The sequence below is a fragment of the Marinactinospora endophytica genome, from assembly GCF_054780875.1.
Map to the genome: position 1 here is coordinate 197,385 of NZ_BAAGVM010000011.1, position 21,625 is coordinate 219,009.

Below are 21,625 nucleotides of genomic sequence, written 5' to 3' on the forward strand. Positions count from 1 at the left end.
GTCCCGGGCCGTGGCGTGACGGCCGATCCGCCCGTCCCGTTCGCGGGAGACAGCCCACCCCGACCGAAGGAGAACACGCCCACATGCACATCGGCATCGACGTCGGGGGGACCAACACCGACGCCGTCCTCATGGAGGGGACCTCGGTGGTGGCGTCGGTCAAGCGCTCCACGACCGCCGACGTCACCTCCGGCATCGTCGACGCGCTCGCCGGCCTCGCCGCCGAGCAGCGCTTCGATCCGAAGGCCGTCCAGGCGGTCATGGTCGGGACCACCCACTTCACCAACGCCGTGGTCTCGGGCGACGGACTGGCGCGCACCGGTGTCCTGCGACTGGGGCTGCCCGCCGGTGCCGGCATCCCGCCGATGTCGGACTGGCCGGACCACCTCGCCGACGCGATCGGGCGCCACGTCCACCAGGCCCACGGCGGACACGAGTTCGACGGTCGGGCGATCAGCGACCTGCGCCCCGCCGAACTACGTCGTATCGCGGCGGAACTGGGCGAGGCCGGTGTGCGCACCGTGGCCATCACCTCGGTCTTCTCCCCGGTGACGGCCGAGGCCGAGATCGCGGCGGCCGAGATCATCGCGGCCGAGCTGCCCCACGTGAAGGTCTCGCTCTCCCACGAGCTCGGGCGCATCGGGCTGCTGGAACGGGAGAACGCCACCATCGTCAACGCGGCGTTGCTCGACGTGGCCGAGCACGCCACCGAGGCGTTCCGCCGCGCGCTGGCGGGCAGCGGCATCGACGCTCCGCTGTACCTGTCCCAAAACGACGGCACGTTGATGGACATCGACTACGCCCGCGACTACCCGGTGGCCACCTTCGCCTCCGGGCCCACCAACTCCATGCGCGGTGCCGCGCTGCTGTCGGGGCTGAGCGACTGCCTGGTGGTCGACGTCGGCGGCACCACCGCCGACATCGGCGTCCTGGTCGGCGGCTTCCCGCGCCCGGCCGGCGCCGAGGTCGAGATCGGCGGGGTGCGCACCAACTTCCGGATGCCCGACGTGGTGGCGATCGGCATCGGCGGCGGCAGTCTCGTCCACACCGGCAACGGCCCGCTGCGCGTCGGCCCGGGCAGTGTGGGGCACCGCCTGACCAGCGAGGCCAGGGTGTTCGGCGGCGGCACCCTCACCGCGACCGACCTCGCCGTGGCCGCGGGCATCGCCCGGATCGGCGACCCGGCGCTGGTGGCGGACCTGGATCCCGCGCTCGTACGTGACGGATTGGAGCACATCGCCCGGCGTATCGCCGAGACCGCCGACACCATGCGCACCTCGGCGGAACCGCTGCCGATGGTGCTGGTCGGCGGCGGAAGCGTCCTGGTCCCCGGTGCGCTGCCCGGATTCGAGACGGTCCTGCGCCCTGAACACGCCTCCGTCGCCAACGCGATCGGCGCGGCCATCGCCCAGGTGGGCGGGGAGGTGGACCGCATCTACTCCCTGGGCGGACGTGACCGCGGCGCGGTCCTGGACGAGGCCAGGCAGGAGGCGGCTCAGCGGGCCGTGGTCGCCGGGGCCCGGCCCGCCAGCGTCCGTGTCGTCGAGGTCGACGAGGTTCCCATCGCCTACCTGCCGGGCGACTCGGTGCGCGTGCGCGTCAAGGCGGTCGGGGACCTGGAACTGAACACCGTGGAACAGGAAGTCGGTGCGTCATGAGTGATTTCGACCTGATCGGCCACGACGACGTCGCCGACCTCGCCCGTGGGGCCGCGGTGCTGGGCACCGGAGGGGGCGGCGACCCCTACATCGGCCGGGTCATGGCCGAACAGGCCATCCGCAGGCACGGTCCGGTGCGCGTGGTCCAGCTCGCCGACGTGCCCGATGACGCCCTCGTCGTTCCGGTGGGCATGATGGGCGCGCCGGCGGTGATGGTGGAGAAGCTGCCGGCCGGCCACGAACCGGCCCGCGCCGTCGCCGCGCTCGCCGAGGTCCTCGGCCGCACCCCCACCCACGTGGCCTGTGTCGAGGCCGGCGGCGTCAACTCGATGATCCCGATCACCGCGGCGGCCGAGCTAGGGCTGCCGCTCATCGACGGTGACGGGATGGGACGCGCCTTCCCCGAACTCCAGATGATGCTGCCCACGCTGGAGGGGGTCGCCGCCACGCCGATGGCGCTCACCGATGAGAAGGGCAACTCCCTGGTCCTGCGCACCGTCGACAACCGGTGGGGCGAACGGCTCGCCCGACCCGCCACGGTGGAGATGGGGGCGAGCGCGGCCACGGCCATCTACCCCATGGACGGCGCCCAGGCCAAGCGCGGCCTGGTGCCCGGGACCCTGGGGGTGGCCAGGGACCTGGGCGCGCGGCTGGCGCGGGCCCGGCGCGAGCACGCGGACCCGGTGGCCGAAGCCGTCGCGGCCCTGGGCGGGTTCGAGCTGCTGCGCGGCAAGGTGGTCGACGTCTCGCGCCGGACCACCGGCGGGTTCGTGCGGGGCCGGGCCGGACTGGAGGGGACGGGTGAGTGGGCCGGGCACACACTCGCGCTCGGCTTCCAAAACGAGCACCTCGTCGCCGAACGTGACGGCGCCGTCGTCGCGAGCACGCCCGACCTGATCTGTGTCCTGGACGCCGAGACCGGCGAGCCGGTCACCACCGAGGCGATGCGCTACGGCTTCCGCGTGGCGGTGCTGGGCATCCCCTGCCATCCGCGCTGGCGCACGGACGAGGGGCTCGACCTGGTGGGACCGCGCTACTTCGGCTACGACCATGACTTCGTCCCGGTGGAGCGGCTCGTCTGAGCCGGGCCGCCCCCGGGGGCGGCCGTGCGGCGTGGTTCAGGGCAGGTGCCGGGCGTAGGCGTCGTGGTGGGCGATCCGCCCGCCGTCCACGGCGCTGGCGATGAGGTGGTAGAGGGCGCGGCTGCGCGAGCGGTCGGCGGCGCAGCCGCCCGCGTCCTCGATCGCGATGGTCAGCTCCTCGACGTCGCGGGCCAGTTCGATCAGCCTGCGCCGGTCCAGGATGTCGCGCCCTCCGCAGGCGGAGACGGCGTAGGCGAGGGCGGCCAGCACCCCGTCCAGCGACTGTCTGAGCCGGTCGGCGGTCGCCAGGGGCAGCCGGATCTGCGAGTCGGGGGCGAGCGGTCCGGGAAGGGAGCCCGCTACCTGTTCGGTCATGGTCGTCCTCCACGCGTCGAGGGACGGAGAGGCCGGCCCGTGCCGGGGAGCCCGGGCCGTTCCCATCAGCGATGATCGCTCCGGCACGCGGGGAAGGGGAAGAGGGCGGGGCCGGACACGCCGGGTTGCGGCCGGGCGCAAAAGGTCTGCGCGGCCCCGCGCGGGCGACGAGGCAGGCCGTTCGCGTCCGGTCTTCCCGGGGAGAGCGAGGCGAGCGGCGGGAGGCCGCCGCGCGGGCCGGCGCGAGCGGAGGGGTAGGACGCGGGAGCGGTCGGGGTAGCGGTCCGCCCCAACGTGGACGCGGGCGTCTGCCGGGGCAGGCGCGCGGTCCGGCGAACGGGAGGGCGGGGAGGGGCCTGGGACGGCCGGCGGGAGACCCGCGCGGCGTCGGGCGCCCGTGCCGGATACGCGCCCACCACCGTCTCGGCGGGGAACCGGCACGGGGCCGGCGGCAGGCGCCGGCAACGGGGGCTCAGCCCTGGGCGCCGTAGGCGTCGCGCGTGATCTCGTAGACCACGACGGGGTGGTGCGTCCCGGGCAGCACGGTCGTGCGTTCCCGGCGCATGCCCAGGCGCCGCATGACCCGTATCGACGCGGTGTTCTCGGTCCGGGCGATGCTGACCACCCGTTCCAGCCGGTGTTCGAGGAAGGCGGAGCGCAGGGTGGCCTGGGCGGCCTCGCCGGCCAGCCCGCGACCCCAGAAGGGCCGTCCCAGCCGCCAGCCGATCTCCACGGCGGGCAGGACCTCGGGGAGGAAGCGCGGTACCGCAAGACCCGTGAAGCCGACCAGCTCCCCGCTCTCGCGGAGCTCCAGGGCGAACAGCCCGAAGCCCCGTTCCTCCCAGCCGCGTTCGATCGCCGCGACCTGGGCGCGGGTCTGGTCCAGGTCATGGACCGTTCCGTCGCCGATCCAGCGCATGACCCGGGGATCGCTGTTGATCGCGGCGAAGGGGGGCGACGTCCTCCTCCCGCCAGCGGCGTAGCAGGAGCCGGGGGGGTCTCGATGGCGTCCACGCCCTGATTCTCCCCGACGCGCCCCTCCCGGCGACGAGGTGGCGGAGTATATGAACTAGTGCAATAGTTTATATGTATTAGGTAATCTTTCGGGCGTTCGTCGTGCGGGCGCGTCGAGAGGAGCGGACATGTACATCCCCCGGCACTTCGCGGCACCCGACCAGGCCGCGGTCCACGACCTGCTGGCGCGCGCGGGCACGCTGGACCTCGTCACCGCGGGACCGGACGGCCTTACGGCCACCACCCTTCCCTTCGTCTTCGACCCGCGGCGTGGCGGCCACGGCGCGCTGGTGGCCCACGTGGCCCGCAACAACGACCAGTGGCGTGCCGAGGGGGCCGAGGCGCTGGCCATCGTGCGCGGTCCCGACGCCTACGTGAGCCCGTCGTGGTACGCGACCAAGCGCGAGCACGGTCGCGTGGTCCCGACCTGGAACTACGTCACGGTCCACGTGCACGGCCGGCTCCACGCCCACCACGATCCGGCCTGGATCCAAGACGCGGTCCGCCGCCTCACCGACAAGCACGAGGCGGACCGGCCCGAGCCGTGGCGGGTCGACGACGCGCCCGACACGTTCCTCGCCGGACAGGTGCGCGCGATCGTGGGCGTCGAGGTCGTCGTGTCCCGGATCGAGGCGAAGTGGAAGCTCAGCCAGAACCGTCCCTCCCGCGACGTCGCCGGGGTCGTCGAGGGCCTGCGCGCCGAGGGGGCGCGCGAGAGCGAGGTCGCCGAGGCGATGGAGGCGGTACGGGACCGGGAGGAGGAGGCGCGGCCTCACTGACAGGCCGACGCGTCCTCATCGGTCCGCCCGGTGTCGCCCGCGCCGGTCGGGGCGTACCCGACCGGCGGCCCCGTCTTGCCCCGTGCTCGCGGGCGGACGTCCGTTTCCGCCGTCATGGCAGATCGGTTCACGAAGTGACGGCGGAAGCCCGGTCCCCGGAGATCGGACCCGTCAACGGCCCACGAGAGGAGCCGACGACGATGACCGTGTACGACGCGGACTTCTGGGAGCGTCACCACGGGACGCTCGCCCCAACGTGGGGGACCGCCCCGTCCCCGCCGTCCCGGCGACGGCTCCCCGACTGCGGCTTCCACGGGGGCGGGCCCTGGAGCTCGGCGCGGGCCATGGGGGCGACGCGCTCTGGCTCTCCGGGCGGGGACGGTCCGTGACAGCGCTCGATGTCGCCCAGACCGCGGTGGACCGCGTCGAGCACCGCGCCGCAGCGCCCGGGCTCGCGGACCGGATGCGGGCGGCCCGGCGCGATCTGACGGTGGACCCCGTGCCCCCGGCCCGTTCGACCTCGTGCTGGGGAGCCTCTTCTTCTACGTCCCCGCGCGGGAGACCGGCGGCGCGCGGCCGGCACGTCGGGAGGGGTGCTCCTCATCGTGGACCACGGCTCCGTGGCGCCCTGGGCGTGGGACCCCTCGGCGCATCGCCCCCCGACGCCCGAAGAGCTGGCCGAATCGCTTGAGCTCGGGCCGCAACGGCTTCCCGGGATCCTCGAATCGCCGAAGCGCGACGCGACGGGTCCCGGGGGCAGCGCGCCGAGGTCGTCGACACGATCGTGGCCATGCGCCGACGGCGCCCGGATCGAACGTGGCCGGCGGCGAAGACCACGCGCGGCCGGCGAGTGACCGGGCGAGGTCTCAGACGCGGGCCGTGGGCTGGTGCGGACCGAGGTAGCCCACGGTGACCTGCTCGGTGTGCGGCTCGAGCAGGCCCCGGAGCTCCTCCGCGGCGGCCGTGAGGAGATGGCCGTCGCGCGCGGCCTGGAGGGTTTCCAGGACGAAGACGACGCGTACGGAATCTTCGGTGACACGGGTGCGGTGGGCGTCGCGGTGGTTCCAGTGGCGGGTCAGGATCCCGCCGCCGTCCGCGTAGACGACCTCGCCGGGCTTGGGGGTTTCGACCGTGTCGGGTTCGCCGAGCGGGGTGAAGGACTCATCGCCGTTCGCGTGGCCGATGACGACGTCTCCGGTGACGTGGTCCAGGTCGAAGGCGCCGGCGGGCAGACCGTGACGGACGGAGACGGAGTTATAGGAGTCGACGGCCGGATTGATGCGCGGCAGGGTCCCCTTCTTGGCGAGGCGCCGGCCGAGGGCGTCGACGCTGGGACGGACGCGGCGGGGGTTGGTGCCGAAGGAACGGTAGGCGTGGTGCCAGGCCGCGATGCGGGGGTCGGTCTCGTCGGCGGGACGCCAGGAGCCGTCGGCGAGCCGTTGCTCCAGTTCCTCCAGGGCGGCGACGGTCCGGGGCCAGGGTTCGCGGCCGCGCAGGCCCGTGGCGGCGACCAGGGCGATGAGGGTGTCGGGGAAGGCGTCTGCGACGTCGGCGGCCAGGTTGGAAGACGGTCATGGGTCGGTTTCCGTTCTCTGTGTGGACGTGGGTCGGATCAGGACAGGGCGAGGAGGCTGACGGCGACGGCGGCGGCGCCCAGGCCGACGAACTGGCCGCGCTGGACACGTTCGGCGAGCACGCCGCGGGCGAGCAGCACCGTGCCGGCCGGATAGAGGGCGGTGATCACGGCGACGACGGCGAGGTTCCCGCTGCGGGCGGCGAGCAGGAACAGCAGGTTCGCCACCGAGTCCAGCGCTCCCGCGGTCGCCGACATCGCGTAGGCGGGCCGTTCGGGGCCCAGCCTGCGGTGCAGCAACCCGGCCGCGGTCAGGGTGACGGCCGAGGAGACCGCTCGGCCGATGATCAGCGGGGCCACCCCGCTGTCGGACGGCGCCTGGTGCAGGAAGACCAGTTGGAGGGCGATGGCGGTGCCCGCACCGAAGGCCAGGAGCAGCGCGGTGGGGGAGGGGCGCGCCGAGCGCACGCCGGGTCCGGCGCTGACCAGTGCCACCGCCACCAGCGCGAGCGGCAGGCCCACCAGGTCGGCGGTGGCCAGGCGCTCGCCCTGGACCAGTCCCACGGTCACGGGCAGCACGGCGGACACCAGCGCGGTCACGGGCGACAGCACGTTCATCGGACCGATCGCCAGGGTGCGGTAGAGCAGGGCGAACGCGGCGGCCGAGGCGACCCCCGACGCGGCGCCCCAGCCCAGGGCGGCGGCGTCGAACGAGGCGCCGAGCAGCGGCCACAGCAGCAGCTCGACCACCAGACTCGCCGGGGCCGCGATCATCACGGTGCGCAGCACGTGGGCCTTGCGGGCGCCGAGGCCGCCGAGGAAATCGGCGCATCCGTAGGCGAGTGAGCTGCCGAGCGCCAGCAGCAGAGCGAGCACGGCACATCCCTTGACGTTCAATAAAACGACTACACTGTACATCAGAACGACCGAATTGTGTCAACGGAATGACCATGTGGTGCATTCCAATGCTCCAAGCGTGAGGATGGAGAGTCAGATGGCCGAGACGGCCGCGGCCCTGCGGGCGGTCGCGCGCAACGTCCGGGCGGCCCGCGTCCGAGCGGGCCTGACTCTGGAGGAGCTCAGCAGGCGCGCCCAGGTCAGCAAGGGGGCCCTGGTCGGTTTGGAGAAGGCCCAGGGCAACCCCAACCTGGCCACCCTGGTCCGGCTGGCCGACACCCTCGGAATCTCGGTGTCCGCCCTGATGCAGGGGCCGCCCGAAGGTCGTGTCCGCGTCGTGGCCGCCGACGCCGTGGCGCCACTGTGGACCGGTGAGCGGGGGAGCCAGGCGCGGCTCGTGCTGACGACCTCGGGGTCGGCCCCTGTTGAGGTCTGGCGCTGGCGGCTGGAACCGGATGAGGAGTACTCCAGCCATCCCCACCAGGCCGGAGTCGTGGAGACCGTCAGCGTCACCTCCGGCCGGATGGTCCTGGTCGTCGACGGCGAGGAGCATCCCCTCGAGGCCGGGCAGACCGCCACCTTCGACGGTGACGTCCCCCACGCCTACCGGGGTTCGGGTAGCGGGACCTGTGACCTGATCATGACGGTCCACCTGCCACCCGGTCCGACCTCTCCCTCCTGACCCTCGGGTGCCCGGAGGGCGGTGGTCCGCCGACCGGGGGAGGTCGCGGAGTCCGGTGGCGCGATCGGTGTCCCCGTCCTCGCTGCGGACGACCGGCGTCGGGGTACCGGCTGCCAGGGGGACACCGTGCCGTTGTCCCGTGCCGCCTCCCGATTCTGGGGCGCGGGCTCCCCGGGGAGCTCCCGTGGCGCCACGCCGGTGCGGGTGTTTTCCGGGCGCGAACCCCGGGGACTCGGGGATGATCGTCGAGGGGGGGAGGGTCGTCCAGGCGGGTCGATCGCGGGGGCTCGCGGCCCCGAGGGGGCATCTCCCTTGGTGACGGCGCGGCAACCTTGTACAGTTGTACAAGGGTCTGGTGAGCGGACCCGCGGACGAGGGAGCCGTACCCGCACCACGACAAGACGGCCTGGGAAGAGGTCACCTATGGCGTGGTTCGTATTGGTCGTCTCGGGTGTCTTGGAGGCGGTGTGGGCGATAGCCCTGTCGGCCTCCCGGGGCTTCAGACGCCGGCGCCCCACCGTCGTGTTCTTCGTCGCCCTGACCCTGAGCATGGCGGGACTGGCGTGGGCCATGGCCTCCCTGCCCACCGGCACCGCCTACGCGGTGTGGGTCGGTGTCGGCGCCACCCTGACCGTGCTGTGGGGGTTCGTCACCGGACAGGACCGTGCCACCTGGGGAAAGGTCACGCTCCTGGTCCTGCTCATCGGCTCGATCATCGGACTCAAGGCGGTGAGCTGACCATGCCATGGATCGTCCTGCTCGTCAGCGCCGTGTTCGAAGCCGTGTGGGCCACCGCCCTGGGCATGTCCGACGGATTCACCGAGCCGATCCCCACCGTCGTGTTCCTCGTCGCCCTGGCCGTGAGCATGTTCGGCCTGGGATGGGCGGTCAAGCACATCCCCATCGGAACCGGGTACGCGGTGTGGGTCGGTGTCGGCGCCGCGCTGACGGTGATCTACGCGATGGCCACCGGGGCCGAGAGCGTCTCGGTGGGCAAGATCGTCTTCATCACCGGGATCATCGTGGCGGTCGTGGGGCTGAAGCTGGTACCGGGCAGGCCGCCGGAAGACGCGCCCGAACCCGGGTAGCCCTAGCGCGGCGTGGGGTCTCCACCACGCCGCATGTCGGTGTCGCCGCCGAAGGCGGCCCCGCCCGGGCCGGACGGCGAGGTCGGGCGCCGCCCTAGCGGTCCGCTGACCGCGTGGAATCGCCGTCGGTGGCGCTGTGCGGCTCTCGGGCGGCGTCGTGGGTGGCGGTGAGGGAGCCGAGGAGGATGAAGGCGTCCGCCGAGGGGGTGCCGGGTTCGGCGGTGTAGGTGACGATCCACAGCCGATCGTCCCCGGTCGGCTCGAACACGTCGAAGGCGACCTCGATGAGGCCGACGTCGGGGTGTCGGAACGACTTGGTGCCGGTGCGGTGACTGTGGACGTTGTGGCGCGCCCAGTCCTGGGCGAAGACGGCGCTGCGCGCCGACAGTTCCCCGATCAGCGAGGTGAGCCCCTCGTCAAGAGGCGCGCGCCCGGCCTCCAGGCGCATCATCGCCGCGACGGTGCGCCGGGCCAGGGGCCAGTCGACGTAGTAGTCGCGGGCCCGGGGGTCCAAGAAGACGAATCTCGCTATGTTGGGCGGCTGGTCGGTGTCGAAATGCGGCGCGTACAGCGCCCTGCCCAGCCGGTTGGCGGCCACCAGGTCCTGCCGGGCGTTGTGGACGACCGCGGGGACGGCCATCGCGTCGAGCACCCGCTGCACCGAGGAACGCACCCCGCCGGCCGGGCGCGCCGAACGACGCCGGCGGGTGCCGGCCGCGGCGCGGGCGAGGTCGAACAGGTGGGCGCGTTCGACCTCGTCCAGCATCAGCGCGGTGGCGATCGCCTCCAGGACACTCTCGGAGGCACCGCCGATGTTGCCGCGTTCCAACCGGGTGTAGTAGTCGACGCTCACCCCCGCGAGCATCGCCACCTCCTCGCGGCGCAGCCCGGGCACACGGCGATCGTCCCCGTAGACGGGCAGGCCCACCTGCTCCGGCGTCACGCGAGCCCGCCTGCTGACCAGGAACTCGCGAACGGTCTTCTTGTCCATGTCCTCAGGTTATGGACGGCGGTCGGGGACGTGGGAGGCTCTGTGACACCCCCTCGGGGCACAGCGCCTGCTGCCGTCACAGGGCCGGCAGTCAAACACCCCCGGCCGGCCGCCTGGGAGGCCCTGTCAGGACCAGGCGGCGGGCACGGGGCGCCACTGGGTGCTCACCGTCCCCGCCTGCGGCGAGTCGTCGAGGCCGCGCCGGCGGCCACGGCCGTGGGGCAGTGCCCGGGCTCCCGCCTCCCCGTGGTCCCCTCAGACCGCCTTCCGAGGGACGGCGTAGCGGAGCGGCCGGTCGCGCATCGGCTCCCCGTGGGCGACGTCGTCGCCGTCGCCCACGGGGCCGAGCGGTCCCCGCTCCGGGTTTGCGGCTCTCGCGCGAGGGCAGCGGCGTCCCTCGCAAAAGACCGCGAGGACGGTGAGGAGGAGGCGACATGCGCGCCTTGACAGTCATTCCGTCACAGAAGGGCTCGCTCCAGGTCACCGACGTCCCCGAGCCCGAACCGGGACCGGGCGACCTGCTCGTCGATGGGATGGCCGTGGGGGTGTGCGGTACCGACCGCGAGATCGCCGAGGGGTTGTACGGGAGCGCGCCCCCGGGGCAGCGGCGCCTGGTCATCGGGCACGAGTCGCTGGGCCGCGTCCGCGCGGCCCCCGACGGGTCCGGGTTCCAGGCCGGTGACCTGGTCGTGGGGGTGGTGCGGCGGCCCGACCCCGAACCGTGCCTCGCCTGCGCCCACGGCGAGTTCGACATGTGCCGCAACGACGGCTACACCGAGCGCGGGATCAAGGGGATCGACGGGTATGCGTCCCAGCGCTGGGTCGTCGACCCCGACTACGCGGTCCGCCTCGCCCCGGAACTGGCCGAGGTGGGGATGCTCATGGAACCGACCACGATCGTGGCCAAGGCCTGGGACCAGATCGAGAAGGTCGGCGCCCGCTCGGCCTTTGAGCCCAGGTCGGTCCTGGTCACCGGAGCCGGATCGATCGGCCTGCTCGCCGCGTTGCTCGGGGTGCAACGCGGCTTGGACGTGCACGTCCTCGGCCGTGCCGGCGGCGGCCCCAAGCCGGCCCTGTTGGCCGACCTCGGCGCCACCTACCATTGCGACGGATTGGAGGAGGTCGCCCGCAGGGTCCGGCCCGACATCGTGATCGAGGCGACCGCGGCGGAGGAGATCATTGTGGGGGTCATGACCATCACCAGCCCCTACGGCATCGTCTGCCTGCTCGGGGTCTCCACGCCGGGGTCCACGATCCCGGCCGACATGGGCGCGGTCAACCGCAAGATCGTGCTGGAGAACGACGTGGTGATCGGCTCGGTCAACGCCAACCTGCGCCACTACCGCCTGGCGGCCGACGCGCTCGCCCGCGCCGACGTGGCCTGGCTGTCCCGGCTGGTCAGCCGGCGCGTCCCCCTGGAGGACTTCGCCGAGGCATTCGCCTACCGGCCCGGCGACGTCAAAGTCGTCATCGAACTGGACGGGACGGGCTGAGCTCCCGCCCCCTCCGTCACGTTCGGGTGGGGGCGGGAGCGGCGCTCATGCCCGCTCTCCGCGCCGCAGCGGGGCTCCGACGCGGTGCAGGTGGCCCAGCGCGACGCGGTAGGAGGCGATCAGCCCCGTCTGCTCGTAGGGCACGCCGATCTCCGCGCAGTAGGCCTCCACGATCGGCTGGGCCCGGCGCAGGTTGGGCGAGGGCATGCTGGGGAACAGGTGGTGCTCGATCTGGTAGTTGAGCCCGCCCAGGACGATGTCCACGACGTGGCCACCGCGCACGTTGCGCGAGGTCAACACCTGCTTGCGGAGGAAGTCGAGTTTCGGCTCGCCGGTCAGGGTCGGCATGCCCTTGTGGTTGGGGGCGAAGGCCGATCCCAGGTAGATCCCGAACAGTCCTTGGTGCACGGCGAGGAAGACCAGGGCCTTGCCGGGCGACAGCACCAGGAAGAGCGCGGCGAGGTAGGCCGCGAAGTGGCCGAACAGCAGCGTGCCCTCCAGCCACCGCCGCTTCAGCGTGCTACGGAACAGCCCGCGCACGCTGGCCACGTGCAGGTTCATCCCCTCCAGGGTGAGCAGGGGGAAGAACAGGAACGCCTGCCAAGGGCCCAGCAGCCGGGCCAGCCCCCGGCTGGAGCGGGCCTGCTCGGGGGACCACACCAGGATCTCCGGAGCGACGTCGGGGTCCAGCTCCTCGTGGTTGGGGTTGGCGTGATGGCGGGTGTGCTTGTCCATCCACCAGCCGTAGCCCATGCCGATGCACAGGTTGCCGGCGATGCGGCCGGCGATTTCGCTGGCGCGGCGGCCACGGAACACCTGGCGGTGGGCGAGGTCGTGGGCGACCAGCGCCACCTGGCCGAACACCACGGCAAGGTAGACCGCGACGAGGACCTGCCACCAGGAGTCGCCGATCAGGGCGAAAGCCACCCAGCCGGCGACGAAGAGCGTCCCGACCAGGCCGAGCCGTATCACGTAGTACCCGGGGCGCCGATCCATCAGTCCGGCCGCCGTGATCCTGCGGGACAGGCGGGCGAAGTCGCTACCACCGCGGGAGCGCGTCGACGCGCTCCCACCATCGATATCCGCGGTCATCTCATCTCCTCGTCACGGCCCCGAGAGGCCAGGCGCCGGGGAAGTCCGGCGGGCATGATGACCAACCTAGGCAACGGAGCCGCTCACCTCCAGGGTGCGCGCACCACGGTTGGGGGTGGAATCGGTCCCACCCCGTCCGGGCGCTTCACCACGCCGGAGTGGAGGGGTTGGTCGCGCCCCTTCGGGTAGCAGGTCCCGGAGTCCGGCCGGACACCGGCGGCGAGCGGAACGGAAGCGGGGGAGGACGATGCGGCGAGGCGCGCTCGTGCTGATGGCGACCGTAACGGTGTGCGCGAACGGCTGTGGGGGAGGTGAGACGCCACTACCGGTCGACGGTCCGTCCGAGGCGCTCGTCCCCACCGACGCCGACCGCGTGGTCCGCGAGACCGTCGCCCCGGCCGGCGACGAGGGGGCGGGGGCCTACAGCTACGACGAGTCGGTCCCCGTGGGGGCCGAGATCACGGTCTCGTTCAAGGAGATCGCCGCGCAGCGCAGCGAGGTCGGCGTCTATGCCTCCGGGCTGGACCCGGGGCACGACTACGCGGCCGACCTGCACGTGCGGCCCTGCACCCCGGAGGCGCCGACCCCGGTGCCGGCGGAGGACGACGACCCCGACTCCCCGGGATCGGGCTCCCCCAACCCGGCCTACCGGCACAACGGCGAGAAGGTCTGGTTCTCGCTCTCCGCGGACGACGAGGGCGATGCGCACGCGACCAACACGCTGGGCTGGCGGATCGACCCGCAGGATGTGGCCTCCCTGGTCGTCCACAGCGGTGCGGGGGGACGGGACCAGGCCGGCACGGGTGCCTTCCTGGCGTGTGTCGACATCCCCCGTTAGCACCCGCGTGTCCCCTCCCGGCCGTTCCGCGCTCCGGCGCCACCGGCGGGATGCGGCGATGCGAGGCCGTGGGCGTGGCCGACCGCGTCCACGACCGGACCGCGCCGGCCGCCCATGCGCGGTCCGCTCCGTGGGCGGGGACGGTGCGGACCCGTCCGGACCAGGGGTGGTGGGACCGCCCTCGTCGATGTGGACAGGACCGGGACGGGCGGCGAGGGCGCCGTCTCCTCCACCGGCGCGTTCCGTCGCGTCCATCTCGACGTCTCCTCCCCCACCGTGGCGGCCCTCCCGAACCGCCCCCGCGCCCGGTGTTTGTTCACCGGGTGCGGGGGCGGCGGCGTGTCCGTCCGGGGCGCCGGTCGGGGGCGGCGGGCCAGGGCGGTCCTTCCCTCCGGGCCTCCGGGCCGACCTGCGCGGCTCCCGCTTCGAGGACGTCCGCGTGCCCGAGGCCGGCCGCGCCGGCGCCGACCCGCGAGGGCGCGGCACCGCGCGGAGACCTGCCGGGGTCTTGGGGCTGCGCCCTGCGCGGCAGCCGCCTTTTGCCGCGTGGACCCCTACGGCGCCCAGGCGCGGGGCGCGGTCATCGCCCCACGGTCGCGCTCGCGGCCGGCCGGGGCCGGGCGGTCCGCGCGAGGCGAGATGCCGCCCGGACCGCTCCGGATGGCGGTGTGGGTCAGGCCGGCCTCATCCGCATGGGCACGCCCACCCTGTTCAGCGCGTTGATCAGGGCGACCTGCGTGACCAGGTGGCCCAGTTCGGCCTCGTCGGGGAAGTGGCGGCGCAGCGTCTCCCACAGGTCGTCGCCCACGGGTTCCAGACGGGTCACCGCGTCGGTGTAGGCGAGGGCGGCCCGCTCGCGGGCGTCGAACAGCTCCGACTCCTGCCACACGGCGAGCTGGTACAGCCGCCTCTCGGACTCCCCGTTGCCACGCGCCTCGCCCGCGTGCAGGTCGACGCAGAAGACGCATCCGTTGAGTTGTGAGGCGCGCAGCTTGACGAGTTCACGCACCGTCGCGTCCAAGGGACCGGTGCGCAGGGCGGCGTCGGCCTGGAGAAGGGCGCGGTAGGGGGCTGGCGCCGTCTCGGCGACGTTCATGCGGGTCATCGTCTGTTCTCTCCTGGATCGTCATGGCACGGTCGTCAGGAGGACGGAACGGACCGTTCGGATGTGACAGGAGGGAGGTGCGCGATCTTGTGGGGGTTGACCACCCTGCGGTAGGCGATGATCCTGCCGTCCCTGATCTCCAGCGTGTCGACCGCGCGAACACGCCCGTCCCACATGACCACGAGCGCCGGTTCGCCACCGACCTCGACGAGACCCACGTGTTCGGGGTGGTACCTGCGCAACACCCGGAGCAGCACCTCGGCGATGCGGGCGCCGCCGTGGATGAGCTTGCGGGCCGCAGGGACCTCGCCGCCACCGTCGGTGACGTACACGGCGTCGGGGTGGAGCAGGCGGACCAGAGCGGCCAGGTCGCCGGCCTCGTAGGCGTCCCGGAAGGCCGCCACCAGCCGGTCCCGTTCCGCCCGTGGAGCCTGCGGCGCCTGCCCCCGGGCCCTCGCCACCCGCCGCCGTGCCCGCGAGGCGTGCTGGCGGGCCGCCGCCGTGGAGCTTCCCAGTACCTCGGCGATCCGGGCGAACTCGATCTGGAAGACGTCGTGGAGGACGAGGGCCACCCGTTCGGCCGGGGTGAGCTCCTCCATGACCACCAGCATCGCCGTTGCGACGGATTCGTCCACGAGCACCGGCTCCGCGGCGTCGGGGCCCGTCAACAGCGGTTCCGGCAGCCACGGCCCGACGTAGTTCTCGCGCCGTACCCGCGCGGATCCGAGGATGTCGTAGGAGCGCCGCGCCGCGACCGTGATCAGCCAGGCGCGCAGGTTCGCGATGTCGCGCAGGTCGGTCCCTGCCGCCCGCAGCCACACGTCCTGTGTCACGTCCTCGGCCTCGGCGACGCTTCCGAGCAGCCGGTAGGCCACGCCGAAGACCGCGGGGCGGTGGATCTCCCACTCTGTCTTGAGGACATCGTCCGTTTCGGGCGACCCGGTCATGCGCTCGGCTCCCCTCGCCTGTCCCGTTCTCTCCGGTCAGCCTAGGGGGCGGGGGAAGCGGGCCTCCGCGAGGTCGGTGGGAGGGAGCGGAACAGGGGTTGTGCCGGGTGGGGCGTCTAGAGCACACTTATTACTGACCGAATGTTCGGTAAGGAAAGGGGGGACGATGGCCACGGCGACCGGACGCGCCACCGCGCCGCCGGACGAGGCCGGGCTCCAAGCCCACTTCGAGGCGCGTATCAGCGGCGAACAGCGCATCGAACCGCGCGACTGGATGCCCGAGGGATACCGCAAGACGCTGATCCGCCAGATAGCCCAGCACGCGCACTCCGAGATCATCGGGATGCAACCCGAGGGCGACTGGCTGACCCGCGCGCCGAGCCTGCGCCGCAAGGCGATCCTGCTGGCCAAGGTGCAAGACGAGGCCGGACACGGGCTCTACCTGTACGCGGCGGCCGAGACGCTGGGCGTGGAGCGCGCCGACCTCACCCAACGGCTGATCAACGGACGGCAGAAGTACTCCTCGATCTTCAACTACCCCACCCTGAGCTTCGCCGACGTGGGGGTGATCGGCTGGCTGGTGGACGGCGCGGCCATCTGCAACCAGGTGCCGCTGTGCCGGAGCTCCTACGGCCCCTACGCGCGTGCGATGGTGCGCATCTGCAAGGAGGAGTCGTTCCACCAGCGCCAGGGCTATGAACTGCTCATGCGGATGATGGAGGGCACCCCCGCGCAACGGGAGATGGTCCAAGACGCGGTGGACCGCTGGTGGTGGCCGGCGTTGATGATGTTCGGCCCGCCCGACGCCGAGTCCCCCAACACCCGGCAGTCGATGGCCTGGCGCATCAAGCGCGACACCAACGACGAACTGCGCCAACGGTTCGTGGACATGACCGTCCCCCAGGCCCGCCGGCTCGGCGTCACCCTGCCCGACCCCGAACTGAGGTGGAACGCCGAGCGCGGCCACCACGACTTCGGGCAGCCCGACTGGGAGGAGTTCAAGCGCGTCATCGCCGGCGACGGCCCCTGCAACGCCGAGCGGATCGCCCGGCGCCGGGCCGCCCACGACAACGGCGCATGGGTGCGCGAGGCCGCGGTCGCCCACGCCGCCAAGCGGCGCGCGCGGACCACCGAGGAGGTCCCGGCATGAGCGCGGAAGGGGAGCCGCGGGGCGACTGGCCGCTGTTCGAGGTGTTCGTGCGGGGCAAGCGCGGGCTCAACCACGTCCACGTGGGATCGCTGCACGCCGCCGACGCCGAGATGGCGTTGCGTAACGCGCGCGACCTCTACACCCGCCGCAACGAGGGGGTGAGTATCTGGGTGGTGCCCGCCGAGGCCATCAGCGCCTCCAGTCCCGATGAGAAGGACCCCTTCTTCGCCCCCAGCGCCGACAAGGTCTACCGCCACCCCACCTTCTATCCGATCCCCGAGGACGTCCCCCACATGTGAGGGACACGGCGAAGCCGCAGAACAGCGAGGAAGACCCGATGAGTGGCGACAACCCCTATGCGGCACTGAGCGAGGACCACGGCGGCACCGAGCCGGGGTGGGCGTTTGGCACCGGGTTCGTGGCGGCCCCCCTCGACGCCGACGCGCCGGTGCCCCCCGGCGTCGACGCCGACGACCTCTCCCGGTACTGCTGCATGCTCGCCGACGACGCCCTGGTGATGTCCCAGCGACTGATCCAGTGGTGCACCTCGGCACCGGAACTGGAGGAGGAGGTGGCGCTCGCCAACATCGCGCTCGACCTGCTCGGTCAGGCCCGGCCGCTCCTGGCGCGCGCCGGACGGGTGGACGGCAGCGGACGCGACGAGGACGCCCTCGCCTTCTTCCGCGACGCCCCGGAGTTTCGCAACGTCCGTCTCGTCGAGGCGCCCAACGGCGACTTCGCCCGTTCCACCGCCCGCCTGTTCGTGTTCTCCACCTGGCGCCTCGCCCTGTTCGACCGGTTGCGCTCCTCGGCCGACCCGGTGCTCGCGGCGGTCGCCGCCAAGGGCGTCAACGAGCTCGCCTACCATCGCGAGTACGCCGCGGGGTGGGTGATACGCCTGGGGGACGGCACCCCGCTGTCCCGGGAGCGCATGGCCGCCGGCCTCGCCGAGGTCTGGCCCGACCTCGGCGAACTGTTCGCCGTCCACCCGGTCGAGGCGCGCCTGGTCGACGGCGCGGTCGCGGCCGACCCGGCCGGCCTGCGCGTGGAGGTCCTCGGCGTCGTCGAACAGGTGGTGCGGGAGGCGACACTGCGGTCGCCAGGACCGGTCCCGCCGGCCGTCGTGGCCGGCCGCGACGGCCAGCACAGCGGGGAACTCGCCTCGCTGCTGGCCGAGATGCAGGCCGTCGCCCGAGCCCATCCGGGAGCGTCGTGGTGAGCGGCGAAACAGCGAACCCCGCCGTGCGGCAGGCCTGGCGGGTCGCCGCCACGGTGGCCGATCCCGAACTGCCGATGCTGACGCTGGCCGACCTCGGCATCCTGCGCGAGGTGGAGATCGACGGCGACGGGACCGTCGTCGTGACCATCACCCCCACCTACTCGGGCTGCCCGGCGCTGGAGGTCATGCGGGTCGACCTGCACCGCGCCCTGGCCCGGGCCGGCTACGGCCGCGTCGAGGTGCGCACCCGGCTGTCGCCGCCGTGGAGCAGCGACGACATCACCGAGGCCGGCCGTCGCAAGCTGGGCGAGCACGGGATCTCCCCGCCCGGTCCGGCGCCCCGCCGCCACGGCGGTCCCGTCCCGCTGACCCTCTCGGCCACCAGGAGACTGCCGCGCTGCCCGTTGTGCGGTGCCGACCGGACCGAGAAGCTGTCCCGCTTCGGCTCGACCTCGTGCAAGGCGCTGATGCGCTGCCGCGCCTGCGGCGAGCCCTTCGAACACGTCAAGGAGATCTGAACCGGTGTCCACCAGCACCTTCACGGCCCCGGACCGCCCTGTGACGGGCAGGCCGCCACGGCGCGCGGTGTTCCACCCGCTCCGCGTCGCCGGGATCGAGCGGTTGTGCGACGACGCCGTCGCGGTCACCTTCGACGTGCCCGACCGTCTCGCCTCCACCTACGCCTTCGCGCCGGGGCAGTCGCTCACCCTGCGCCGCGTCGTTCGAGGGCGCGAGGAACGGCGCACCTACTCCATCTGCGCCCCGGTCGGGGCGGCCCCCCGCATCGGGGTGCGCCTGGTCCCCGAAGGACTGTTCTCCACCTGGCTGGTGGAGGAGGTCCGGCCCGGGGACGAGATCGAGGTCGCGCCACCGAGCGGGCGTTTCGTCCCCGACCTCGGCGTCACCGCCCGCCACGTCCTCATCGGGGCGGGATCGGGCATCACCCCCCTGTTGTCCATCGCCGCCTCGCTGCTGGCCGCCACGGACTCGTCGGTCACGCTGCTCTACGGCAACCGGAGGGCCGACACGGTGATGTTCGCCGACGAGCTCGCCGACCTCAAGGACGCGCACGGTCCCCGCCTGGAGATCGTGCACGTCCTCTCGCGTGAGGCGCGCTCCTGCGACCTGCTCACCGGCCGGCTCGACGCGGCCCGTCTGGAGGCGCTGCTGGATTCGCCCATCCTGCCCGGGCGGGTCGACCACTGGTGGCTGTGCGGGCCCTACGGCATGGTCACCGACGCCCGCCGGGTCCTGGCCGGACGCGGGGTGCCCGCGGGCCGGGTCCACGCCGAGCTGTTCCACGTCGGCGACCTTCCGCCCGAGCCCGTGCGCCGCGACGATCCGGCCCTGTCGGGACCCGCGAGCCGGGTCACCGTCGTGCTCGACGGGCGTTCGACGACGCTCGACCTCCCGCGCGCGGTGCCCATCCTCGACTCGGCGCAGCGGATCCGCTCGGACCTGCCGTTCGCCTGCAAGGGGGGAGTCTGCGGCACCTGCCGGGTCCGGGTGACCCGGGGCGAGGTCCGCATGCGCCGCAACTTCGCGCTGGACGACGCCGAGGTGAGCGCCGGGTTCGCCCTGTCCTGCCAGGCGCTTCCCGCATCCGACGAGATCACCGTCGACTTCGACGCCTGACCCCGGATGGCGCGCCGGTCCGTCCGGTGGGCCCCGCCCCACCGGACGGACCGGTCCGGGTGCCGAGACGGCGCGGCACTCACGGCCGGGGGATGTTGCGCAGGTTGGCGCGGGCCATCCGGATCATCCGGCCGACCCCGCCGTTGAGGACGATCTTGCTCGTCGCCAGCGCGAAGCCGCTGAGCTGTTCCCCGGTGATGCGGGGCGGCATGGAAAGCGCGTTGGGATCGGTGACCACGTCCACCAGCGCCGGCCCGTTGTGCCGCAGCGCCTCGCGCAGCGCGCCGCGCACCTCGGCCGGGTCCTCCACCCGGATGCCGTGCGCGCCCATCGCGCGGGCGATCGCCGCGTAGTCGGTCGGCGGATAGGCGGTGCCGTGCGGGGGCAGACCCGCGACGATCATCTCCAGGTCCACCATGCCCAGCGAGGAGTTGTTGAACAGTACGACCTTCACCGGCAGGTCGTGCTGGACCAGGGACAGGAAGTCCCCCATCAACATGGAGAAACCACCGTCACCCGACATGGAGACGACCTGACGGCCACGGTCGGCGAACTGCGCGCCGACCGCCTGCGGCAGCGCGTTGGCCATGGACCCGTGGCTGAAGGAGCCGATCACCCGGCGGCGGCCGTTGGGGGTGAGGTAGCGGGCCGCCCACACGTTGCACATGCCGGTGTCCACGGTGAACACGGTGTCCTCGCCGGCCTCCTCGTCCAACACCGAGGCGACGTACTCCGGGTGGATGGGGGTGTGCCGCTCCACCCCTTGGGTGTAGGCGGCCACCACCCCCTCCAGCGCCTCCGCGTGCTTGCGCAGCATCCGGTCGAGGAAGCGGCGGTCCGTCTTCTCCCGGACCCTGGGGGTCAGGGCGCGCAGCGTCTCCCCGACGTCACCCCACACCGCGAGGTCCAGGTCGCACCGCCGGCCCAGGTGCTCGGAGCGCACGTCGATCTGGGCGATGCGCACGTCGCGGGGCAGGAACGCCTCATAGGGGAAGTCCGTTCCGGCCAGGATGAGCAGGTCGGCCTCGTGCATGGCCTCGTAGGCCGCGCCGTAGCCCAGAAGGCCGGACATTCCAACGTCGAAGGGGTTGTCGTATTGGATCCACTCCTTTCCGCGCAGCGCGTGCCCCACCGGGGCCTTGACCCGTTCGGCGAAGGCCATGACGTCGGCGTGGGCGCCGGCCGTTCCGCTGCCGCAGAACAGCGTCACCCGGTGGGACTCGTCGACCAGCCGGACCAGGGCGGCGATCTCCTCGTCGGCCGGCCGGACGCAGGGCCGCCGGGTGTCGGGGGTGGAGCGTGCGGAACGGCGGGGCGCGTCACGGCCGGCGACGTCCCCCGGCAGGGCGACCACCGAGACGCCCGACAGCCCGATCGCGTGCCGGATGGCGGTCAGCAGCACCCGCGGCATCTGCTCGGGCGAGGAGACCAGTTCCGAGTAGTGGCTGCATTCGGCGAACAACCGGTCGGGGTGGGTCTCCTGGAAGTAGGCGGTCCCGATCTCGCTGCTGGGGATCTGCGCGGCGATCGCCAGCACCGGGACCATGCTGCGGTGCGCGTCGTACAGGCCGTTGATCAGGTGCAGGTTGCCCGGTCCGCAACTACCGGCGCACGCCGTCAACCGTCCGGTGACCTGCGCCTCGGCGCCGGCCGCGAACGCGGCCGCCTCCTCGTGACGGACCTGGACCCAGTCGATGCCGGCGGTGCGCCGGATGGCGTCGGTGATCGGATTGAGGCTGTCGCCCACGACCCCGTAGACCCGCTGGACCCCGGCCCGGCCGAGGATGTCGATGAACTGGTCGGCGACGGTCTGCTTGGCCACGTTCCTGCCCCCTTGACGTCGGTTCCGGCCCGCCACGGGCGGCGGGCGCGTCGCTGATGACGGGCGGACAGGGGGGAGCGCCGCGTCGGCCCTCCTCTACCCACATCCGCGCCGTCGCTCCTGGCCAACCGCGGTCCGGCCCGGTTTAACTGGGAGGTGTGGATGCCGCGCGGCCCGGTGGATGT

General features: G+C 72.8%; 22 protein-coding genes and 1 riboswitch. Of the genes, 13 read left to right on the plus strand and 9 right to left on the minus strand.

Going from position 1 to position 21,625, the window contains the following annotated elements; all coding sequences use genetic code 11:
• Nucleotides 1–83 precede the first annotated feature (83 nt).
• Complete coding sequence (locus tag ACYVHU_RS20245; protein WP_498949261.1) at nucleotides 84–1,658, plus strand: hydantoinase/oxoprolinase family protein; 1,575 nt, start codon at nucleotides 84–86, stop codon at nucleotides 1,656–1,658.
• Complete coding sequence (locus tag ACYVHU_RS20250; protein ID WP_078759493.1) at nucleotides 1,655–2,740, plus strand: S-methyl thiohydantoin desulfurase family protein; 1,086 nt, start codon at nucleotides 1,655–1,657, stop codon at nucleotides 2,738–2,740. Before ACYVHU_RS20245 ends, ACYVHU_RS20250 begins: the two co-directional genes overlap by 4 nt.
• Nucleotides 2,741–2,776: 36 nt before the next feature.
• Here ACYVHU_RS20250 and ACYVHU_RS20255 read toward each other — a convergent pair whose 3' ends face one another.
• Entirely contained in the window at nucleotides 2,777–3,115 is a 339-nt protein-coding gene (locus ACYVHU_RS20255; RefSeq protein ID WP_078759492.1) for a hypothetical protein, read from the minus strand.
• Nucleotides 3,116–3,587: 472 nt separating this feature from the next.
• On the minus strand, nucleotides 3,588–4,034 hold the full coding sequence (locus tag ACYVHU_RS20260) for a GNAT family N-acetyltransferase (RefSeq protein ID WP_498949262.1): 447 nt from the start codon (nucleotides 4,032–4,034) through the stop codon (nucleotides 3,588–3,590).
• A 223-nt stretch (nucleotides 4,035–4,257) separates the two neighbouring features.
• Between ACYVHU_RS20260 and ACYVHU_RS20265 the strand changes: the two genes are divergently transcribed.
• Nucleotides 4,258–4,908, plus strand: a complete 651-nt coding sequence (locus ACYVHU_RS20265; protein WP_498949264.1) for an FMN-binding negative transcriptional regulator — start codon at nucleotides 4,258–4,260, stop codon at nucleotides 4,906–4,908.
• 866 nt (nucleotides 4,909–5,774) lie between these two features.
• Here ACYVHU_RS20265 and ACYVHU_RS20270 read toward each other — a convergent pair.
• Nucleotides 5,775–6,467 carry a B3/B4 domain-containing protein gene (locus tag ACYVHU_RS20270; RefSeq protein WP_498949286.1) on the minus strand — a complete coding sequence of 231 codons (693 nt, stop codon included), beginning with the start codon at nucleotides 6,465–6,467 and terminating at the stop codon, nucleotides 5,775–5,777.
• Nucleotides 6,468–6,520: 53 nt separating this feature from the next.
• The gene (locus ACYVHU_RS20275; protein WP_498949265.1) at nucleotides 6,521–7,357 is read right to left on the minus strand and encodes a DMT family transporter; all 837 of its coding nucleotides are present in this window, start codon (nucleotides 7,355–7,357) and stop codon (nucleotides 6,521–6,523) included.
• 118 nt (nucleotides 7,358–7,475) lie between these two features.
• On the opposite strand from ACYVHU_RS20275, the gene ACYVHU_RS20280 reads away from it, so the two are divergent.
• The 3 genes from ACYVHU_RS20280 (at nucleotide 7,476) to ACYVHU_RS20290 (ending at nucleotide 9,148) form a co-directional block, all read left to right on the plus strand.
• Complete coding sequence (locus tag ACYVHU_RS20280) at nucleotides 7,476–8,060, plus strand: helix-turn-helix domain-containing protein (RefSeq protein WP_498949267.1); 585 nt, start codon at nucleotides 7,476–7,478, stop codon at nucleotides 8,058–8,060.
• 345 nt (nucleotides 8,061–8,405) lie between these two features.
• A riboswitch (guanidine-III (ykkC-III) riboswitch) is annotated at nucleotides 8,406–8,471 on the plus strand.
• A gap of 12 nt (nucleotides 8,472–8,483) precedes the next feature.
• Complete coding sequence (locus ACYVHU_RS20285) at nucleotides 8,484–8,798, plus strand: DMT family transporter (RefSeq protein ID WP_498949269.1); 315 nt, start codon at nucleotides 8,484–8,486, stop codon at nucleotides 8,796–8,798.
• 2 nt (nucleotides 8,799–8,800) lie between these two features.
• The gene (locus tag ACYVHU_RS20290; protein WP_498949270.1) at nucleotides 8,801–9,148 is read left to right on the plus strand and encodes a DMT family transporter; all 348 of its coding nucleotides are present in this window, start codon (nucleotides 8,801–8,803) and stop codon (nucleotides 9,146–9,148) included.
• 94 nt (nucleotides 9,149–9,242) lie between these two features.
• Here the strand turns inward: ACYVHU_RS20290 and ACYVHU_RS20295 are convergent, their stop codons facing one another.
• Complete coding sequence (locus ACYVHU_RS20295; protein ID WP_498949271.1) at nucleotides 9,243–10,139, minus strand: helix-turn-helix transcriptional regulator; 897 nt, start codon at nucleotides 10,137–10,139, stop codon at nucleotides 9,243–9,245.
• Nucleotides 10,140–10,573: 434 nt separating this feature from the next.
• Here ACYVHU_RS20295 and ACYVHU_RS20300 point away from each other — a divergent pair, with 434 nt between their 5' ends.
• Nucleotides 10,574–11,632: a glucose 1-dehydrogenase gene (locus ACYVHU_RS20300; protein WP_498949273.1), complete on the plus strand. Its 1,059-nt coding sequence runs from the start codon at nucleotides 10,574–10,576 to the stop codon at nucleotides 11,630–11,632.
• A gap of 45 nt (nucleotides 11,633–11,677) precedes the next feature.
• Here the strand turns inward: ACYVHU_RS20300 and ACYVHU_RS20305 are convergent, their stop codons facing one another.
• Entirely contained in the window at nucleotides 11,678–12,724 is a 1,047-nt protein-coding gene (locus ACYVHU_RS20305) for a fatty acid desaturase family protein (protein WP_498949275.1), read from the minus strand.
• A 247-nt stretch (nucleotides 12,725–12,971) separates the two neighbouring features.
• Here ACYVHU_RS20305 and ACYVHU_RS20310 point away from each other — a divergent pair, with 247 nt between their 5' ends.
• Complete coding sequence (locus tag ACYVHU_RS20310) at nucleotides 12,972–13,562, plus strand: hypothetical protein (protein WP_498949276.1); 591 nt, start codon at nucleotides 12,972–12,974, stop codon at nucleotides 13,560–13,562.
• Nucleotides 13,563–14,235: 673 nt separating this feature from the next.
• Here ACYVHU_RS20310 and ACYVHU_RS20315 read toward each other — a convergent pair.
• Both ACYVHU_RS20315 and sigJ read right to left on the minus strand, forming a co-directional pair.
• Nucleotides 14,236–14,667: a carboxymuconolactone decarboxylase family protein gene (locus ACYVHU_RS20315; protein WP_078759481.1), complete on the minus strand. Its 432-nt coding sequence runs from the start codon at nucleotides 14,665–14,667 to the stop codon at nucleotides 14,236–14,238.
• 35 nt (nucleotides 14,668–14,702) lie between these two features.
• Complete coding sequence (gene sigJ, locus ACYVHU_RS20320) at nucleotides 14,703–15,614, minus strand: RNA polymerase sigma factor SigJ (RefSeq protein ID WP_078759480.1); 912 nt, start codon at nucleotides 15,612–15,614, stop codon at nucleotides 14,703–14,705.
• 166 nt (nucleotides 15,615–15,780) lie between these two features.
• Here sigJ and paaA point away from each other — a divergent pair, with 166 nt between their 5' ends.
• The 5 genes from paaA to paaE are packed head-to-tail and all read left to right on the plus strand — an operon-like array spanning nucleotide 15,781 to nucleotide 19,618.
• Entirely contained in the window at nucleotides 15,781–16,764 is a 984-nt protein-coding gene (gene paaA / locus ACYVHU_RS20325; RefSeq protein ID WP_078759479.1) for a 1,2-phenylacetyl-CoA epoxidase subunit PaaA, read from the plus strand.
• On the plus strand, nucleotides 16,761–17,063 hold the full coding sequence (gene paaB / locus ACYVHU_RS20330) for a 1,2-phenylacetyl-CoA epoxidase subunit PaaB (RefSeq protein ID WP_078759478.1): 303 nt from the start codon (nucleotides 16,761–16,763) through the stop codon (nucleotides 17,061–17,063). Before paaA ends, paaB begins: the two co-directional genes overlap by 4 nt.
• Before the next feature lie 38 nt (nucleotides 17,064–17,101).
• Complete coding sequence (paaC, locus tag ACYVHU_RS20335; RefSeq protein ID WP_144290635.1) at nucleotides 17,102–17,983, plus strand: 1,2-phenylacetyl-CoA epoxidase subunit PaaC; 882 nt, start codon at nucleotides 17,102–17,104, stop codon at nucleotides 17,981–17,983.
• Nucleotides 17,980–18,501, plus strand: a complete 522-nt coding sequence (gene paaD / locus ACYVHU_RS20340) for a 1,2-phenylacetyl-CoA epoxidase subunit PaaD (RefSeq protein WP_498949278.1) — start codon at nucleotides 17,980–17,982, stop codon at nucleotides 18,499–18,501. The genes paaC and paaD overlap by 4 nt, the downstream gene beginning before the upstream one ends.
• Nucleotides 18,502–18,505: 4 nt before the next feature.
• A complete protein-coding gene (gene paaE / locus ACYVHU_RS20345; RefSeq protein ID WP_394330013.1) occupies nucleotides 18,506–19,618 on the plus strand; it encodes a 1,2-phenylacetyl-CoA epoxidase subunit PaaE in 1,113 nt (370 codons plus the stop codon).
• Between the two features lie 79 nt (nucleotides 19,619–19,697).
• Here the strand turns inward: paaE and ACYVHU_RS20350 are convergent, their stop codons facing one another.
• The gene (locus tag ACYVHU_RS20350) at nucleotides 19,698–21,440 is read right to left on the minus strand and encodes a pyruvate dehydrogenase (protein WP_078759477.1); all 1,743 of its coding nucleotides are present in this window, start codon (nucleotides 21,438–21,440) and stop codon (nucleotides 19,698–19,700) included.
• Between the last annotated feature and the right edge of the window lie 185 nt (nucleotides 21,441–21,625).